The organism is Pseudomonas sp. FSL R10-1350 (assembly GCF_009600525.1).
Classification (GTDB): domain Bacteria; phylum Pseudomonadota; class Gammaproteobacteria; order Pseudomonadales; family Pseudomonadaceae; genus Aquipseudomonas; species Aquipseudomonas helleri.
On sequence record NZ_WIVR01000006.1, the window covers coordinates 16,630 to 33,292 of the forward strand.

General features: G+C 59.6%; 13 protein-coding genes. 11 read left to right on the forward strand and 2 right to left on the reverse strand.

Going from position 1 to position 16,663, the window contains the following annotated elements; all coding sequences use genetic code 11:
- Nucleotides 1-221 precede the first annotated feature (221 nt).
- From GHO25_RS04555 to GHO25_RS04570, 4 genes are all read left to right on the forward strand, one after another.
- Nucleotides 222-1,316: a polyamine ABC transporter substrate-binding protein gene (locus tag GHO25_RS04555; RefSeq protein WP_048389177.1), complete on the forward strand. Its 1,095-nt coding sequence runs from the start codon at nt 222-224 to the stop codon at nt 1,314-1,316.
- 69 nt (nt 1,317-1,385) lie between these two features.
- Complete coding sequence (locus GHO25_RS04560) at nt 1,386-2,528, forward strand: ABC transporter ATP-binding protein (RefSeq protein ID WP_153390027.1); 1,143 nt, start codon at nt 1,386-1,388, stop codon at nt 2,526-2,528.
- Nucleotides 2,525-3,445 carry an ABC transporter permease subunit gene (locus GHO25_RS04565; RefSeq protein WP_048371123.1) on the forward strand — a complete coding sequence of 307 codons (921 nt, stop codon included), beginning with the start codon at nt 2,525-2,527 and terminating at the stop codon, nt 3,443-3,445. Before GHO25_RS04560 ends, GHO25_RS04565 begins: the two co-directional genes overlap by 4 nt.
- The gene (locus tag GHO25_RS04570; RefSeq protein WP_153336158.1) at nt 3,442-4,332 is read left to right on the forward strand and encodes an ABC transporter permease subunit; all 891 of its coding nucleotides are present in this window, start codon (nt 3,442-3,444) and stop codon (nt 4,330-4,332) included. The genes GHO25_RS04565 and GHO25_RS04570 overlap by 4 nt, the downstream gene beginning before the upstream one ends.
- A gap of 92 nt (nt 4,333-4,424) precedes the next feature.
- Here the strand turns inward: GHO25_RS04570 and GHO25_RS04575 are convergent, their stop codons facing one another.
- On the reverse strand, nt 4,425-7,109 hold the full coding sequence (locus GHO25_RS04575) for an RHS repeat-associated core domain-containing protein (RefSeq protein ID WP_178109985.1): 2,685 nt from the start codon (nt 7,107-7,109) through the stop codon (nt 4,425-4,427).
- A 151-nt stretch (nt 7,110-7,260) separates the two neighbouring features.
- Entirely contained in the window at nt 7,261-7,638 is a 378-nt protein-coding gene (locus tag GHO25_RS04580; RefSeq protein WP_153330251.1) for a hypothetical protein, read from the reverse strand.
- Between the two features lie 151 nt (nt 7,639-7,789).
- On the opposite strand from GHO25_RS04580, the gene phoB reads away from it, so the two are divergent.
- The 7 genes from phoB (at nt 7,790) to GHO25_RS04615 (ending at nt 16,658) form a co-directional block, all read left to right on the forward strand.
- Complete coding sequence (phoB, locus tag GHO25_RS04585; RefSeq protein WP_048371134.1) at nt 7,790-8,482, forward strand: phosphate regulon transcriptional regulator PhoB; 693 nt, start codon at nt 7,790-7,792, stop codon at nt 8,480-8,482.
- Nucleotides 8,483-8,570: 88 nt separating this feature from the next.
- A complete protein-coding gene (gene phoR / locus GHO25_RS04590; protein ID WP_048371136.1) occupies nt 8,571-9,893 on the forward strand; it encodes a phosphate regulon sensor histidine kinase PhoR in 1,323 nt (440 codons plus the stop codon).
- Nucleotides 9,894-10,016: 123 nt separating this feature from the next.
- Entirely contained in the window at nt 10,017-11,357 is a 1,341-nt protein-coding gene (locus GHO25_RS04595; protein WP_048371137.1) for a hemolysin family protein, read from the forward strand.
- Between the two features lie 231 nt (nt 11,358-11,588).
- Nucleotides 11,589-13,247 carry a Na/Pi cotransporter family protein gene (locus GHO25_RS04600; protein WP_123750747.1) on the forward strand — a complete coding sequence of 553 codons (1,659 nt, stop codon included), beginning with the start codon at nt 11,589-11,591 and terminating at the stop codon, nt 13,245-13,247.
- Between the two features lie 109 nt (nt 13,248-13,356).
- A complete protein-coding gene (locus GHO25_RS04605) occupies nt 13,357-14,739 on the forward strand; it encodes a pitrilysin family protein (protein WP_153390029.1) in 1,383 nt (460 codons plus the stop codon).
- Between the two features lie 89 nt (nt 14,740-14,828).
- Nucleotides 14,829-15,755, forward strand: coding sequence for a serine O-acetyltransferase EpsC (gene epsC, locus GHO25_RS04610; protein ID WP_048371143.1), 927 nt, complete (start codon nt 14,829-14,831; stop codon nt 15,753-15,755).
- Nucleotides 15,756-16,232: 477 nt separating this feature from the next.
- The gene (locus GHO25_RS04615; RefSeq protein WP_153390030.1) at nt 16,233-16,658 is read left to right on the forward strand and encodes a Bro-N domain-containing protein; all 426 of its coding nucleotides are present in this window, start codon (nt 16,233-16,235) and stop codon (nt 16,656-16,658) included.
- Nucleotides 16,659-16,663: the final 5 nt, after the last annotated feature.

Genomic DNA, 16,663 nt, shown 5'->3' on the forward strand with positions numbered 1-16,663 from the left:
GCGAGCTTGCCTCGCGATCTTTTAAAAGATCAAAAGATCGCGAGACGAGCTCGCTCCTACAAGCCAGATTTCATGTGAAATCAGCGTGTTATCGCAATAAATCGCAGAAAACTTTGCTGTGCAGGTTTATCGAGGGTAAGTTGCGCGCCGGTTTTGTCTTTAGCGGTTCAGCTGCCGGAAGACACGGGCAACTCAGGCCCAACTATTTAGAGGACCACCACGTGTCTATTTCCTTGTTTCGCAAGACCTTGATGGTCGGAGCCGGTCTAGCGCTTGCAGTCAGCGTTCAAGCGGCCCCCACCGTGCACATTTATAACTGGTCGGACTACATAGCACCCGATACCTTGGCCGATTTTGAAAAGGCCACCGGCATCAAACCGGTGTATGACGTCTTTGATTCCAACGAAACACTGGAAGGCAAGCTGCTGGCTGGCCGTACCGGTTATGACGTGGTTGTGCCGTCTAACCACTTCCTGGGCAAACAGATCAAAGCGGGCGCTTTCCAAAAGCTCGACAAATCGCAGCTGCCCAACTATTCCAACCTGGATCCTGCCTTGCTCAAGCGCCTTGAGCAGAACGATCCGGGCAACCAATACGCCGTGCCGTACCTGTGGGGCACCAATGGCATTGGTTACAACGTCGATAAAGTCAAAGAAGTCCTGGGCGTCGACAAAATCGACTCGTGGGACGTGGTCTTCAAGCCGGAGAACATCAAAAAGCTGCAAGCCTGCGGCGTGTCGTTCCTGGATTCGGCCGATGAAATGATGCCTACCGTGCTCAACTACCTGGGCCTGAACGCCAACAGCACCAACACTGAAGACTACAAAAAGGCCGAGAAAACCCTGTTGGCGGTACGTCCTTACGTCACCTACTTCCACTCGTCCAAGTACATCTCAGACCTTGCCAACGGCAACATCTGCGTAGCGATCGGCTTCTCCGGTGATGTGTTCCAGGCCAAAAACCGTGCCGAAGAAGCGAAAAAGGGCGTGAACATTGCCTACGTCGTACCTAAGGAGGGCGGCGCCCTGTGGTTTGACATGCTGGCCATTCCAAAAGACTCCAGCAACGTCAAAGAAGCACACGCATTCATCAACTACCTGCTGCAACCTGAAGTCATCGCCAAGGTCAGTGACTACGTTGGCTATGCCAACCCAAACCCTGGGGCTGACAAGGTAATGGACGAGTCCATTCGTACCGACGAAGCGGTTTACCCAACCCAGGCGGTACTGGACAAGGCTTACGTTTCGACCGAGCTACCGCCGAACATTCAGCGTCTGATGACGCGTTCGTGGACTAAGGTCAAAACGGGTAAATAGCTCGCAAGACCACCTATCCAAGGCCCGAACCTCTTGTTCGGGCTGCTAAATTTGTTGGGAGTTTCGTAAATGGCTGTTGCCTCCGGCGCCTATAAGAAAGCCCTCGAGGGCGATCAGACCCCTAAACAGGTTCTGGTCAAAATCGACCGGGTCACGAAAAAATTCGACGAGACGATTGCAGTGGACGATGTGTCCCTGGAAATCAACAAAGGCGAGATCTTCGCCTTGCTCGGCGGATCGGGATCGGGCAAATCCACCTTGCTGCGCATGCTCGCCGGTTTCGAGCGCCCAACAGAGGGCCGTATTTTCCTCGATGGCGTGGACATCACCGACCTGCCGCCCTATGAGCGGCCGATCAACATGATGTTCCAGTCCTACGCTCTGTTCCCGCACATGACCGTGGCGCAAAACATCGCCTTCGGCCTCAAGCAGGACAAAATGGCGAGCGCTGAAATCGATGCCCGCGTTGGCGAAATGCTCAAGCTGGTGCACATGACCCAGTACGCCAAGCGCAAACCGCACCAGTTGTCGGGCGGTCAGCGCCAACGTGTGGCCCTGGCCCGTTCGCTGGCCAAGCGTCCTAAATTGCTGCTGCTCGACGAACCCATGGGCGCGCTGGATAAAAAACTGCGTTCGCAGATGCAACTGGAGCTGGTGGAAATCATTGAGCGCGTCGGCGTGACCTGCGTCATGGTGACCCACGACCAGGAAGAGGCCATGACCATGGCCCAGCGCATCGCGATCATGCACCTGGGCTGGATCGCCCAGATCGGCAGCCCGATCGATATCTATGAAACCCCGGTGAGCCGCCTGGTGTGCGAATTCATCGGTAACGTCAACCTGTTCGAAGGTGAAGTGGTCGACGACGCTGAAGGCTACGCGCGCATCAACAGCCCGGAGCTGGAGAACGACATTTACGTCGGGCATGGCGTGACCACCTCGGTCGAAGACAAACACATTACCTACGCGATCCGCCCGGAAAAAATGCTGATCACCACCGAAAAGCCGTCCTACGAGTACAACTGGTCGCGCGGCAAGGTGCATGACATCGCTTACCTGGGCGGCCACTCGGTGTTCTACGTCGAACTGCCCTGCGGCAAGCTGGTGCAGTCCTTCGTGGCCAACGCTGAACGCCAGGGCGCTCGTCCGACCTGGGACGATCAGGTCTATGTCTGGTGGGAAGACGACAGCGGCGTGGTACTGCGCTCATGAACATGCGAAAGCTTAAACGCCGACTGCAACGAATAACCCCCGGTGGCCGTCATGTGGTCATCGGGATTCCATTCCTGTGGCTGTTTCTGTTTTTCATGCTGCCGTTCTTCATCGTTCTGAAGATTAGCTTTGCTGAGGCAGACGTCGCGATTCCGCCGTACACCGAGATCCTCAACTACGTTGACCAGAAGCTCGAGATCCTGCTGAACCTGGGCAACTACGCCATGTTGGGCGACGATGAGCTATATATCGCCGCGTATCTGGGCTCGCTGAAGATGGCCTTTATCAGCACGCTGTTGTGCCTGCTGATCGGCTATCCGATGGCCTATGCCATCGCCAATGCGCGCAAAGAGATGCAGACCGTACTGGTGCTGCTGATCATGATGCCGACCTGGACCGCGATCCTGATCCGCGTTTACGCGTGGATGGGCATTCTGAGCAACAACGGCCTGCTCAATGGCTTCTTGATGTCCATGGGCTGGATCGATCAACCGTTGCAGATCCTCAACACCAACACCGCGGTGTACATCGGTATCGTCTACTCGTACCTGCCGTTCATGATCCTGCCGTTGTACGCCAACCTCGTCAAACACGACCACAGCTTGCTGGAAGCCGCGTCTGACTTGGGTTCGAGCACCTTCAACAGCTTCTGGAAGATCACCGTTCCGCTGTCTAAAAACGGCATCATCGCGGGCTGCATGCTGGTGTTTATCCCGGTAGTGGGCGAGTTCGTGATCCCGGAACTGCTGGGCGGCCCGGAAACCCTCATGATCGGTAAAGTGTTGTGGCAAGAGTTCTTCAACAACCGTGACTGGCCGGTAGCTTCTGCACTGGCGGTGGTCATGCTGGCGATCCTGATTGTGCCGATCATCCTGTTCAACCGCAGCCAGGCTAAAGAGCTGGAGGGCAAGATATGAAGCGCATTCGTTTCTCTAGCTTTATGTTGGTGGTAGGGCTGTTGTTCATCTACCTGCCAATGCTGATCCTGGTGATCTACTCCTTCAACGCCTCCAAACTGGTGACGGTGTGGGGCGGCTGGTCGTTGAAGTGGTACACCGGCCTGACCGACAACACCCAACTGATGGGCGCGGTCATGCGCTCGCTGGAAATCGCCTGCTACACGGCGATTGCAGCGGTCGCACTGGGCACCCTGGCAGCGTTCGTGCTGACCCGTATCAGCCACTTCAAGGGCCGCACGCTGTTCGGCGGCCTGGTGACGGCGCCGCTGGTCATGCCTGAAGTGATCACCGGTCTGTCGCTGTTGCTGCTGTTCGTGGCCATGGCGCAGATGATTGGCTGGCCGCAAGAGCGCGGCATCGTCACCATCTGGATCGCTCACACCACGTTCTGTGCGGCCTATGTGGCGGTGGTGGTGTCGGCGCGTCTGCGTGAGCTGGACCTGTCCATCGAAGAAGCGGCCATGGACCTGGGTGCCAAGCCGTGGAAGGTGTTCTTCCTGATCACCATCCCGATGATCGCCCCGTCCCTGGCGGCGGGCGCCATGATGTCCTTTGCCCTGTCGCTGGACGACCTGGTACTGGCCAGCTTCGTGTCCGGCCCGGGCTCCACGACCTTGCCGATGGAAGTGTTCTCGGCCGTGCGTCTGGGGGTTAAACCCGAGATCAACGCCGTGGCCAGCTTGATTTTGCTGGCGGTGTCGCTGGTGACCTTCCTGGTGTGGTTCTTCAGCCGCCGCGCCGAAGAGCACCGCAAAAAGGCCATCCAGCAGGCCATCGACGAAGCCGCTGCCGAGTCCTGGAAGCAGCCGGATGTACGCCGTCCAAAGTCGCCTGACGCCGCTTAAGATTGCGACTTAAAAAACCTCGCCTCCTGTCACAGGGGGGCGAGGTTTTTTTATGGGTGCGGGGAACGTGAGCGCAGCGTTCAAAAGCACTTTCACCGCCTGTGGATTTTCTGATGACACTGTAGATGGGCCTTCTGTCTGAAGTTCTTAAAGCATCCAGGCACAGTGCACCAGTGCGTCTTCTCGCCGGTATGAGTTCGCAAGTGATTCACAAGATTGGCCTTCCGGCCAAAGCTCTTTGTGCAGCCAGGCGCAGTGCACGGGTACGGCTTATCGCCGGTATGAGTGAGCAAGTGAGCCTTAAGATGGCCGTTCCGGCCAAAGCTCTTTAAGCATCCAGGCACAGGGCACGGGAACGGCTTCTCGCCGGTATGAGTGAGCAAGTGACGCTTAAAAGTGGTGCGATCTTTATAGCTCGCTGAGCATCCAGATTCAGTGCACGGGTACGGCCTCTCGCCGGTATGAGTTCGCAAGTGAACCTCAAGATGGTCTTTCCTTTTAAAAACTTTCCCGCAATCAGCCACATCACAGTTAAAGCGCTTAGGTGCTGGCACAGCAGGCACTTGGAGTGTGCCCTGCGAAGACGTGCCAGGCTGAGGCTCTGTAACAGGCGCAGGCAATGTCCCCATGATCTGCTGAAACTGATCTTGAAAATCACTCTCTTGAAGGTCTGCATCTGCAACCTCAGCCGCGAGTTGAAAGTTTTCAGCTTGGCTGTCTTGCGTATCGTCATCAGCTAATAACGCTCGGGCTTGCGCTCCTGTCATTTCAGGGGCTGCCCCCACTGCGGCCACAATCAAATCCGTCCCTAACTCCGGGCCTGAGAGCTTGCGCACGCGTGTACGCCCATCCGCATCCACATGCCCCATCGGGTCATTGCCGACAAACCCATACAGGTTCAGCCCATCAATGTCGCCGCCCGGGTCGGGGTTCAGCCAGCGGTATAGCCACGGGGCGTAGTAGCGATAGCCGTAGTAATACAGCCCTGAGGCATCGCGTTCCTTGCCTGAGTAACGGATGGTTTTGTAGCTGGCCTCCACTTCATTACGCCCGGCCCAGCACGCGGTACCGCCGAACGGGTAGTAGGTTTCCTGGCTGATCAGTTGGGCCTGATCGTCCAGCTCCAGCGTGCTGGAACCCAAGTGGTCGTCGAGGGTGTAGCGCAACTGATCGTTGCCAAGGCCGGTGGGCGGTGTGTCCCAATGCAACCATTGCACGCGGCACCGCCCGGCCTGAACAGTGACGACCTCAAGCTGTTCCTGGCTGGCGCTGTTGGTGCGCACCTCCAGCCCCGGCAGGTAGCGGGTTTCGGCGGTGTGACTGTTGGCCTGCGCTTGCCAGGTGCGGACTTTGCGCAGGCGCTTGCCTCCACCGCCGTAGATATAGCGCTCCTCGTCATTGGCGGCGTGCTGACGGGTGACCTGGGCGATTGCGCACAGTTGATTGCGGGCATCCCACTGTAGGGATTGGCCGGACTGCAAGATCAGCACATTGCCATTGGCGTCGTAGCTGTGTTCCGTTTCGCCGCTGCGCATAAGGCGGTTGCTGTGTGGGGCGATGTGCATCGACAGCGTGTGATTGACCGCCCCCAGGTGAGTGCGCTCCAGCAGATTGCCCGCCGCATCGTAGCGATAGGTTTCGCTGTAATTGACCACCTGGCTGGCGTCCGAAGTCTGCCAGGCCGGTAGGTCCGGGCCGAGTGACGGCTTGGCGGTCTCCCAACCGCTGGCTGCAATCAGTTGGTAGAGGCTGTCGTGGGTAAAGCGGCGAATGGGTTCGATACGCTGATTGGCAAAATGTCGGGTGGCCAGGGTTGCGTCTTCAATCTCAACAAGGTTGCCAACCGGGTCGTAGCGGTAGTGCAAATCTTGCAACAGCCGTTTGCCAGGTGCTTGCGCCTGCAGGCGAGCCAGACGGCCGGTCGACGCTTCGTGGATCAGACGCGTGACAACGCCATTGCCAGCGGTTTCGCTTTCGACTTGAGAAAAGGCGTTGTAGCGAATGTTGCTGACCAAGGTTTTTACAGCGCTGCTACCCGCGATTTGCAGGCCGGTTTCGCGCAGTTGCCCGGCCACGGTGTGGCTGAAGTGTTGTTGATGCCCTTTGGCATCGGTCTGGCTGAGCACTTCGCCAGCGGCGTTGAAGTGCCAGCGGCTGATAAGCGGGTCGGCCTCCTCCAGCAACAGGTCGCGCTGGGCCTCGGGCTCGGGCCAATGAGGCAGGTCAAGGCTACGCAAAAACTGTTGGGTTTCTTCCAGCGTTCCGCCTGCCAGGCCGTATTCGGTCATGTGCCGTGTACCCGCCGGGTCGTCGTGGCGCAGCAACCTGCCGCAGCGGTTGTGCCGGGCGCTCTCCGCGTTGGGCTGCGCATAACTGAACCGCTCGATCACATGGCTACGGTTTTCAGTCACGCTGACCGGGCGCATCGAATCGTCATAAGCGGTTTGCCAATGACTCTCGCAGGTGTCCCACACCTCCAGCATCTGCCCGGCCTCGCCCGCCAGGCTGACCCGCCACCCCGCATCGCTGCTGTCAGTGGCCAACACCTGACCGGACAGGCTGAACACGGTCAGCAGATTAGCTGGAGCCGTAGCGTGCGCGAACACACGCGGGTCGCGCTGCGCCACCAACCGCCCCATGGGGTCGAACACACTCTGCGTCACCCGTTGCTCGGGTGTTTGCCCGCCCACTGAGCACGCAAACGCCACCGTACGAATCGGTAACCCGCGCGGATCGATAACGGCTAGCGTCGGCGTATGGGCGTGGAGCGACGTCATGGGCAAGCTCTTGGAGTGACCTGCCTCACAGCATGCGCTCAGGAGGTAATCACGTCTGCTGTCAGAAATGACAGTCATGAGCTGGAGGTCTGTGCATCACTGAATCGCGAGCAAGCCCGCTCCCACGAATGAGCGGGCCCGCTTTAAAGGTTTATGGCTTGGCCACGTGCCACACACCGCCTTTGCCGTCGCCGGTTTTTTCACCAGAGCTCTTGTCGCCTGCAAAGGTGTACAGCGGCTTATCCTTGTAGACCCATTGTTTCGTGCCGTCTGTGCGCTCGGTCGTTTTCCAGTCACCCATGTCTTTGGCGTCGGACTTGGCGGGCAGCGGTGGCCAGTTTTTGGCGCAGGTGTCGTAGCACGTCGACTTACCGTCCGCATCCTTGTCGTACGTGTAGAGCGTCAAGCCGACGTGATCAACCAGAAATCCGTCCTTGACCATCGCCGGCTCGTCAGCAAAGGCCAGCCCCGGAAGCGCCAGCGCGGCGGCCAGCAGCAATGCCTTCAGGGAAGTAGTGTTATAAGTCATCGGAATCGCCCTTTTTGTGGTTGTACGATTTGAGATCAAAGCGTAGTCCACTAATCTGCGGAGCGCTTTTAGGCTCAAAGCTGTCACACGACTGCAATAATTCCGTTATCTAATGCGCCACAAGACAGTTAAATGACACGAGGGTTACGGCATGGTTGGCAGGAGCATTTTGATCGTAGATGACGAGGCACCGATCCGCGAGATGATCGCGGTGGCCTTGGAAATGGCTGGCTACGATTGCCTGGAAGCCGACAATGCTCAGGACGCTCACGCCATCATCGTGGACCGTAAGCCTGACCTGATTCTGCTGGACTGGATGCTGCCCGGCGGCACATCGGGGATCGAATTGGCCCGTCGCCTGAAACGCGAAGAACTGACCAATGACATTCCGATCATCATGCTCACCGCCAAAGGCGAAGAGGACAACAAGATCCAGGGCCTGGAAGTGGGCGCTGATGACTACATCACCAAGCCGTTTTCCCCGCGTGAACTGGTCGCCCGCCTCAAAGCCGTGCTGCGCCGTGCAGGCCCCGCCGACAACGAATCACCGATTGAAATCGGCGGCCTGCTGCTCGACCCCATCAGCCACCGCGTCACCATCGACGGCACCCCGGCCGACATGGGCCCCACCGAATACCGCCTGCTGCAATTCTTCATGACCCACCAAGAACGTGCCTACACCCGTGGCCAGTTACTTGACCAAGTGTGGGGCGGCAACGTGTACGTTGAAGAACGGACCGTCGACGTGCACATCCGTCGCTTGCGCAAAGCCCTCGGCGAGGCGTATGAAAATCTGGTACAAACCGTGCGCGGCACCGGTTATCGGTTTTCAACAAAAGCTTAAGAGCAGCAGCTAGCTATTGGCTGTAAGCGGCAAGCTTGGAGCTTGCTGCTTATAGCTTGCCGCTTAAGCCCACAACGGGACGTGTGACTTGAACCCAAATTGGCATGGCACTCTGATTCGCCATCTATTGCTTTTGATTACCGGCTGCCTGTTCATCGGGTTGATCAGTGGGTATTACGGCTGGAGCCTGGTCGTCGGTCTGGGCCTTTATCTGGGCTGGACCCTTAAACAGCTGCTGCGCCTGCACGATTGGCTGCGCAACCACCAACCCGACGAAGCACCGCCCGATGGCTATGGCCTGTGGGGTGAGGTGTTTGACAGCATCTACCACCTGCAACGCCGCGACCAGCGCGTACGCGGGCGCCTGCAAGCGGTGATTGACCGTGTGCAAGAGTCCACCGCCGCCCTCAAGGACGCCGTGGTCATGCTCGACAGCCATGGCGACCTGGAATGGTGGAACCGCGCCGCCGAAACCCTGCTGGGCCTCAAGACCCCGCAAGACAGCGGCCAGCCGGTCACCAACCTGGTTCGCCACCCGCGCTTCAAGGAATACTTCGACAACGGCAATTACGCCGAACCGCTGGAAATTCCTTCGCCGGTCAACGACCACCTGCGCATCCAGCTCTACATCACCCGCTATGGCAACAACGAGCACCTGATGTTGGTGCGTGATGTCACCCGCCTCCACCATCTGGAGCAAATGCGCAAAGACTTCATTGCCAACGTCTCCCATGAACTGCGCACGCCGTTGACGGTGATTTGCGGCTATCTGGAAACCCTGCTCGACAACGTCGATGACGTGAACCCGCGCTGGAAGCGCCCGCTGTCACAAATGCAGCAACAGGGCGAACGCATGCAGACGCTGCTCAATGACCTGCTGTTGCTGGCCAAGCTGGAAGCCACCGACTACCCCTCGGACAACCAGCCGGTGCCTATCGACGCCTTGCTGCGCTCGATCAAGGGCGACGCCCAGGCGTTGTCCGGGCAACGCAACCAGACCATCACCCTGGACATCGACACCAACGTGGCCCTCAAGGGCAGCGAAGCCGAGCTGCGCAGCGCGTTCTCCAACCTGGTGTTCAACGCCGTCAAATACACCCCGGACGGCGGCTCTATCCGTATTCGCTGGTGGGCAGACCACTTGGGCGCGCACCTGAGCGTGCAGGATTCGGGGGTCGGCATCGACAACAAACACCTGCCGCGCCTGACCGAACGCTTCTACCGCGTAGACTCCAGCCGCAATGCCAGCACCGGCGGTACGGGCCTGGGGCTGGCCATCGTCAAACACGTGCTATTGCGCCACCACGGGCACCTGGACATCAGCAGCGTATTGGGCCACGGCAGCACTTTTACCTGCCAATTCGACCCGGTTCAGGTCATAAAACCCAGGATTAGCGCCTCCGTCAGCTGACCCGTGCGGCAAAAGCCCACTAGGCAAGCACCGCATCAGCCGCTACATTGCTTGGCCGGGGCCTGCATATGCAGGCCCTGAAACCCTCAACTCGTTGAATATTGGAACCCGTAAAACTCCATCATGGACCCTTCCCCTGGCTTGACCCTCGCAACACTCTTCGCCGACTTCGGCATGATTCTTTTTGCTCTGATCCTGGTACTGCTCAACGGCTTTTTCGTTGCGGCTGAATTTGCCATGGTCAAACTGCGCTCGACCCGGGTCGAGGCCATCGCAGACGTCAACGGCTGGCGCGGGCAGATCCTGCGCACCGTGCACAACCAGCTCGACGCTTACCTGTCCGCCTGCCAATTGGGTATCACCCTGGCCTCGCTGGGCCTGGGCTGGGTCGGTGAGCCGGCGTTTGCCCACTTGCTCGAACCGCTGCTCGGCGCGCTGGGCGTGCAGTCGCCTGAAGTGATCAAAGGTGTGTCGTTCTTTACCGCCTTCTTCATCATTTCGTACCTGCACATTGTGGTCGGCGAACTGGCCCCTAAATCCTGGGCCATCCGCAAACCCGAAACTCTGTCGCTGTGGACAGCCGTGCCGCTGTACCTGTTCTACTGGGCCATGTACCCGGCCATCTACCTGCTCAACGCCAGCGCCAACGCCATTTTGCGGATTGCCGGCCAAGGCGAGCCCGGTGCTCACCATGACCACGCCTACAGCCGCGAAGAACTCAAACTGATCCTGCACTCCAGCCGTGGCCAGGACCCGAGCGACCAAGGCATGCGCGTGCTGGCCTCGGCCGTGGAAATGGGCGAGCTGGAAGTGGTCGACTGGGCCAATTCACGCGAAGACCTGGTGACCCTGGACTACAAGGCGCCGCTCAAGGAAATCCTTGCGCTGTTCCGCCGTCACAAGTTCAGCCGCTACCCGGTCTACGACGCCGACACCAACACCTTTGTCGGTCTGTTGCACATCAAGGACCTGCTGCTTGAGCTGGCTGACCTCGATCACCTGCCCGAAACCTTCAACCTTGAAGAACTGATCCGCCCGCTGGAGCGCGTGTCACGCCACATGCCGCTGGCGCAGCTGCTGGAGCAGTTCCGCAAGGGCGGCGCGCACTTTGCCCTGGTGGAAGAAGCCGACGGCAAAGTGGTCGGCTACCTGACCATGGAAGACGTGCTCGAAGTGCTGGTGGGCGACATTCAGGACGAACACCGCAAGGCTGAGCGCGGCATCCTCTCGTACCAGCCAGGCAAACTGCTGGTGCGCGGTGATACGCCGCTGTTCAAGATCGAGCGCCTGCTGGGCGTCGACCTTGACCACGTCGAGGCCGAAACCGTTGCAGGCTTGATCTACGACACCCTCAACCGCGTGCCTGAAGAAGAAGAGCAACTGGAAGTCGAAGGCCTGCGCATCATCATCAAAAAGATGAAAGGCCCGAAAATCGTCCTGGCCAAAGTGCTGAAGCTCAACTAACCCGGCTCTCCTGTAGGAGCGAGCTTGTCTCGCAATCTTTTGAGCGTTTAAAAGATCGCGAGGCAAGCTCGCTCCTACAGTGAAGATGCAAATGTTTCACAAATGTTTCAACACACCGCCAGCTGTGCGATGCTGGCGTTCTGCTCAATTGCCGACTACAGCTTAAGAAACATCTGTAAGAACGGCCTGCAGCTATCTGATCCTCCAAAGTATCGACCACAGGGAGCCAGCATGCTGACCCTGCTCAATCTTCTCTCTGCCGTGACCCTGCTGATCTGGGGCACGCACATCGTGCGAACCGGTATCTTGCGGGTTTACGGCACGAACTTGCGCCATGTCATCGGCCAGAACGTGTCCAGACCGATACTCGCGTTTATCGCCGGTATCATCGTCACCGCCATGGTGCAAAGCAGCAACGCCACCGCCCTGCTGGTGACTTCCTTTGTCGGCCAGGGCCTGATGACGCTCACACCCGCGCTGGCAACCATGCTCGGGGCTGACGTCGGGACCGCGCTGATGGCACGGGTGCTGACCTTCGATTTGTCGTGGCTGTCACCGCTGCTGATTTTTTTGGGTGTGATCTTCTTCCTGTCACGCAAACAAACCCGCGCCGGGCAACTGGGGCGCGTCGGGATTGGCCTGGGCCTGATTATTCTGGCGTTGCAACTGATCGTCGAAGCCGCCTCGCCCATCACCCATGCCCAGGGCGTGAAGGTGATTTTCGCCTCGTTGACCGGCGACTTGCTGCTCGATGCCCTGGTCGGCGCGGTGTTTGCGATGGTCTCGTACTCCAGCCTGGCCGCCGTGCTGCTCACCGCGACCCTGGCCGGCGCCAGCGTGATCAGCCTGCCCGTGGCCGTTGGCCTGGTGATCGGCGCCAACATTGGCAGCGGCGTGCTGGCGTTTCTCAGCACCAGCATGCAAAACACGGCGGGGCGGCAGGTGGCGCTCGGTAGCCTGCTCTACAAATTGATCGGTTTGCTGCTGATCATGCCGGTGCTCACGCCGCTGGTGGACTGGATGGACAGCCTTAACTTCAGGCCCCAGGAACTCGTCATCGGCTTCCACCTGCTCTACAACACCACGCGCTGCTTCTTGATGCTGCCCACCATCGGCCTCATGGCGCGGCTGTGTGCCCGACTATTGCCCGAGCGCGATCTCGCCAACGGCAGCATCACCCCACGCCACCTCGACCCTGCAGCACTCGACACGCCCACCCTGGCGCTGACCAACGCCGTGCGCGAAACCCTGCGCATTGGCGACCTGATCGACACCATGTTGGTCAATATGCTCGACGTTCTGCGCGGCAAGCAAACCTCAATGACGCAAGCAATGCGCACCCTCAGCGATGACGTCGAAGTGCTCTACAGCGCGGTCAAACTGTACCTGGCACAAATGCCCCGCGAAGACCTGGGCGAACACGACAGTCGCCGCTGGGCCGAGATCATCGAACTGGCGATCAACCTCAAACTGGCCAGCGACCTGATCGAGCGCATGCTGCGCAAAGTCCAGCAGCAGAAAACCTCGCAACGCCGTTCGTTTTCGGCCACGGGGCTTGAAGAGCTGGTAGACCTGCAAACCCAGCTCATCGAGAACCTGCGCCTGGGCCTCACGGTGTTCCTGAACTCGGACCCACACATCGCCCGCCAACTGCTGCGCGAAAAACGCCGTTTTCGCGCACAAGAGCGGCGCCTGGCCCACGCTCACGTGAACCGTTTGCAACAAAAAATCACCCAAAGCATCGAAACCAGCTCCGTGCACCTGGAGCTGATTGCCGACATGCAGCGCCTGAATTCACTGTTTTGCGGCAGCGCTTACGTGGTGCTGGAAAACACCGATACCGGCGCGCTGGAACCTGAAGACAACGCCGACACCCTACATTCACCCTGAACGTTGCACGCGACCGTGTTGTCAGTCTGTAAGCAGCGTCTAACCTGCACAGACTGACGCGCTGCGCCACTCGCCCTCTCAAAACGGATTCAGAGATCCAGGGATTTTTATGCGTTGCCTGCTGTTTATCTGCGTGCTGCTGGGAGCAGCTCAGAGTTTTGCCCTCGACCGCTTCAGCGTAGAGGGCTATCAACTGCCTAACGGCTTGCAACTGATCCTCAAGCCCGGCTACGAGCGCGGCCATGTGTCCATTCGCTTGGTGGTCGGCGTGGGCATGGATGACTTCAGTTGCGCCGATCAACAGCTACCCCACCTGCTGGAGCACTTATTGTTCAGCGGCGTCGACGACAGCGGCGAAGGCGGCCTGGAAGAGCGCATGCAAGCGCTGGGCGGCGAATGGAACGCCTACACCAGCAACGCCGACACCACCTTCGTGATCGAAGCCCCGGCGAAAAACCAGCGCAAAATCCTCGACCTGCTGCTGAGCCTGCTGACCCGCACGCAAATGACCGACCAGCGCATCAGCGAGGCCAAACAAGTGGTTGAGCGCGAAGACGGCGGCCACTATTCACACCTGCAGCGCTGGCTGGACCGCCAGGACCTCGGGCACAGCGCCAGCAACCAGTTGGCGGTGGAGCTGGGCCTCAAATGCGCCGAGCGTGCCGAGGTGCATAACCTCACGCGCCAACAGCTCGAAGCGGTGCGCAACACGTGGTACGCCCCCAACAACATGACCCTGATCATGGTTGGCGACCTCGACCGCCTGCTGCCGGCTTATCTGGAGCGCACCTACGGCGCACTCGAACCGGTCGACCCCAGCGAGCACCTGCCGCTGCCCGCCATCGAAGCCAAGGCTGACACCGAGCGCACATTGGTGCGCGGTGTGGTCGGCGAGACGGCCAAGCTGCATTGGTTGCTGCCGGAGCCGGTGATCGACGAGCAGAGCGATGAAACCTGGGACCTGCTGCGCGATTACCTGGAGTGGTCGTTGTACAGCGAGCTGCGGCTCAAGCACGGGTTGTCTTACGGGCCCTGGGCCGAGCGCGAAGTGTTCGGTGGCGTGAGCTTTTTAAGCCTCAACGCCGATCTTGCCCGCGATGACGTGGCCAAGGCCCAACAGGTGATGGGCGAACTCAAACAAAGTTTGCTCAAGGACGGCCTCGACCCGCAGACCTTTGCCCGCCTCAAAAACGCCGCGGTGGCGCGCCAGGCCTGGGCCGTGCAAGGCAACAGCGCCTTGGCTGATTATTACTGGAGCGCCTTGGGCGACTACGACGGCGGCCGGTTTGCCGACCCGTCCAAACGCTTGCAAGCGGTGACACTTGAGCAAGCCAACAGCGCGTTGCGCCAATTGTTTGCCAAGCCCGGTTATGTGCGTATCGAGAAACCGCTGTTCAGCTATAACGGCTTGACCGTGACACTGGCGGCGGCGTTGAGCGTATTGGTGCTGATGTTCGTGGGCTGGCGAATCTGGCGTCGACGCACGCGTTGATTGGCTAAGCCCGAAACAGTTTGATACCGTAAAAATCATTGCCCATTCGCGGCTGATCAATCAGCCCCCCAGCGCGCGGAGAATTCAGCGTGAGTGAACGTTCCAACCCTTGGCAGTTGCAAACCATCGTCGGCCAATTGCGCACGGCCCGTAACCAGTGGCGTTCGCAAAACGGCCGTGTCAGCGGTGAACTGGGCGGCCGCGAGCTGCCTTCGCGCGCCGCGATGGCCGAGATTCTAGAGGCCCTGTGCGGCGCGTTGTTCCCGATGCGCCTGGGCCCGGTCGACCTTCGCGAAGAGAGCGAAGACTTCTACGTGGGCCACACCCTCGACGTAGCGCTCAACGCGCTGCTGGCCCAGGCGCGGCTGGAACTGCGTTACGCCGCGCGTCAGGCAGGGTTGCCGGATGCGGGCGTGGACGAGACGGCGACCGTATTGATCCAGGACTTTGCCCTGGCCTTGCCGCGCCTGCGCAGCATCCTCGACACCGACGTGCTGGCCGCCTACCACGGCGACCCGGCGGCGCGCAGTGTCGACGAGGTGTTGCTGTGCTATCCGGGGATTCTGGCGGTGATTCACCATCGCCTGGCGCACCACATGTACCGCGCCGGCCTGCCCTTGCTGGCCCGCATCAGCGCCGAAATCGCGCATTCGTCCACGGGCATTGATATTCACCCGGGCGCGCAGATTGGCCGCAGCTTCTTTATCGACCACGGCACGGGCGTGGTGATCGGAGAAACCGCGATCATCGGCGAACGTGTGCGTATCTACCAAGCGGTGACCTTGGGCGCCAAACGTTTCCCGGCGGACGAATCGGGCCAACTGCAAAAAGGCCACCCGCGCCATCCGATTGTTGAAGACGACGTGGTGATCTATGCCGGCGCGACCATTCTGGGGCGCATCACCATTGGCAAAGGCTCGACGATTGGCGGCAACGTCTGGCTCACCCGCAGCGTACCGGCGGGCTGCAACCTGACCCAGGCCAACTTGCAGCATGACGACGGCTCGCAGAAGTAAAACCGCGTGATGCCTTGCCCTCACCCTGGCCCTCTCCCGGAGGGAGAAGGAACCGATTGGGGGATGTTGTAGATGTTCTGCGGCCTGCAAGCCATGCACTGCCCCTGAGAACACCTCGGTAAAGCGCCCTCTCCCGGAGGGAGAGGGTTGGGGTGAGGGCGACTTCTCGGACATTTCCCGCAACCCGTAGCGGCGTTGACCCGCTTGTGGGGCCGGGTTGGCAGGCCTAGTCTTGGGGCTGTCACTGCAAAATCAGTGACAGGGCGTAGGAACCCTTTTTTACCCTCGGCGCGCAAGTGTCCACCTTTCTGATTGCGGCACTTTTTTTGTGTCCGTACCATCAGTCATGGCGGTCGTGCGCGGGCACGTTTCGACGTGGCCGGTTACCCTGGGACCCGGTTCCTACCCCGCGCATGACTGCCACCCAGCCCGTAGGAAGGCTATTGGCAGTTCCTCAACGCCCAGGAACCGCACCTCATGAAAACCCTCACACCCGACCCACCCCGCTCAAACACCGACTACACCCACACCTTGCTCAGCGACCATGCGGCCACCCGGCGTGCCTTGGCGCATTACCAGATTGACCCCGAGCCACTTAACAGCCGAATTTTTGTGCGTCACCGCCTGCAATTGCGAGTGGTGTGGTTGGGGGATCAAATGTGGTGTTGCGCACGCGATCTCGGCCGTTTGATGGGCCGCACGTTAGGGCGTAAAGGGTTGGCCAAGCTGGATGCTGATCAGCATCAGGAATTACCGATCCGCAGCCACGGCGCCGTGCAAGACACCTTGATGCTCAGCGAATCGGGGGCGTATGCCATGCTGCTGTACCACTACCACCCCGAGAACCGCCATTTGCGCCAATGGCTGACCCATGAAGTGGTGCCCGCCATGCGCTGCGGGTGAAACGA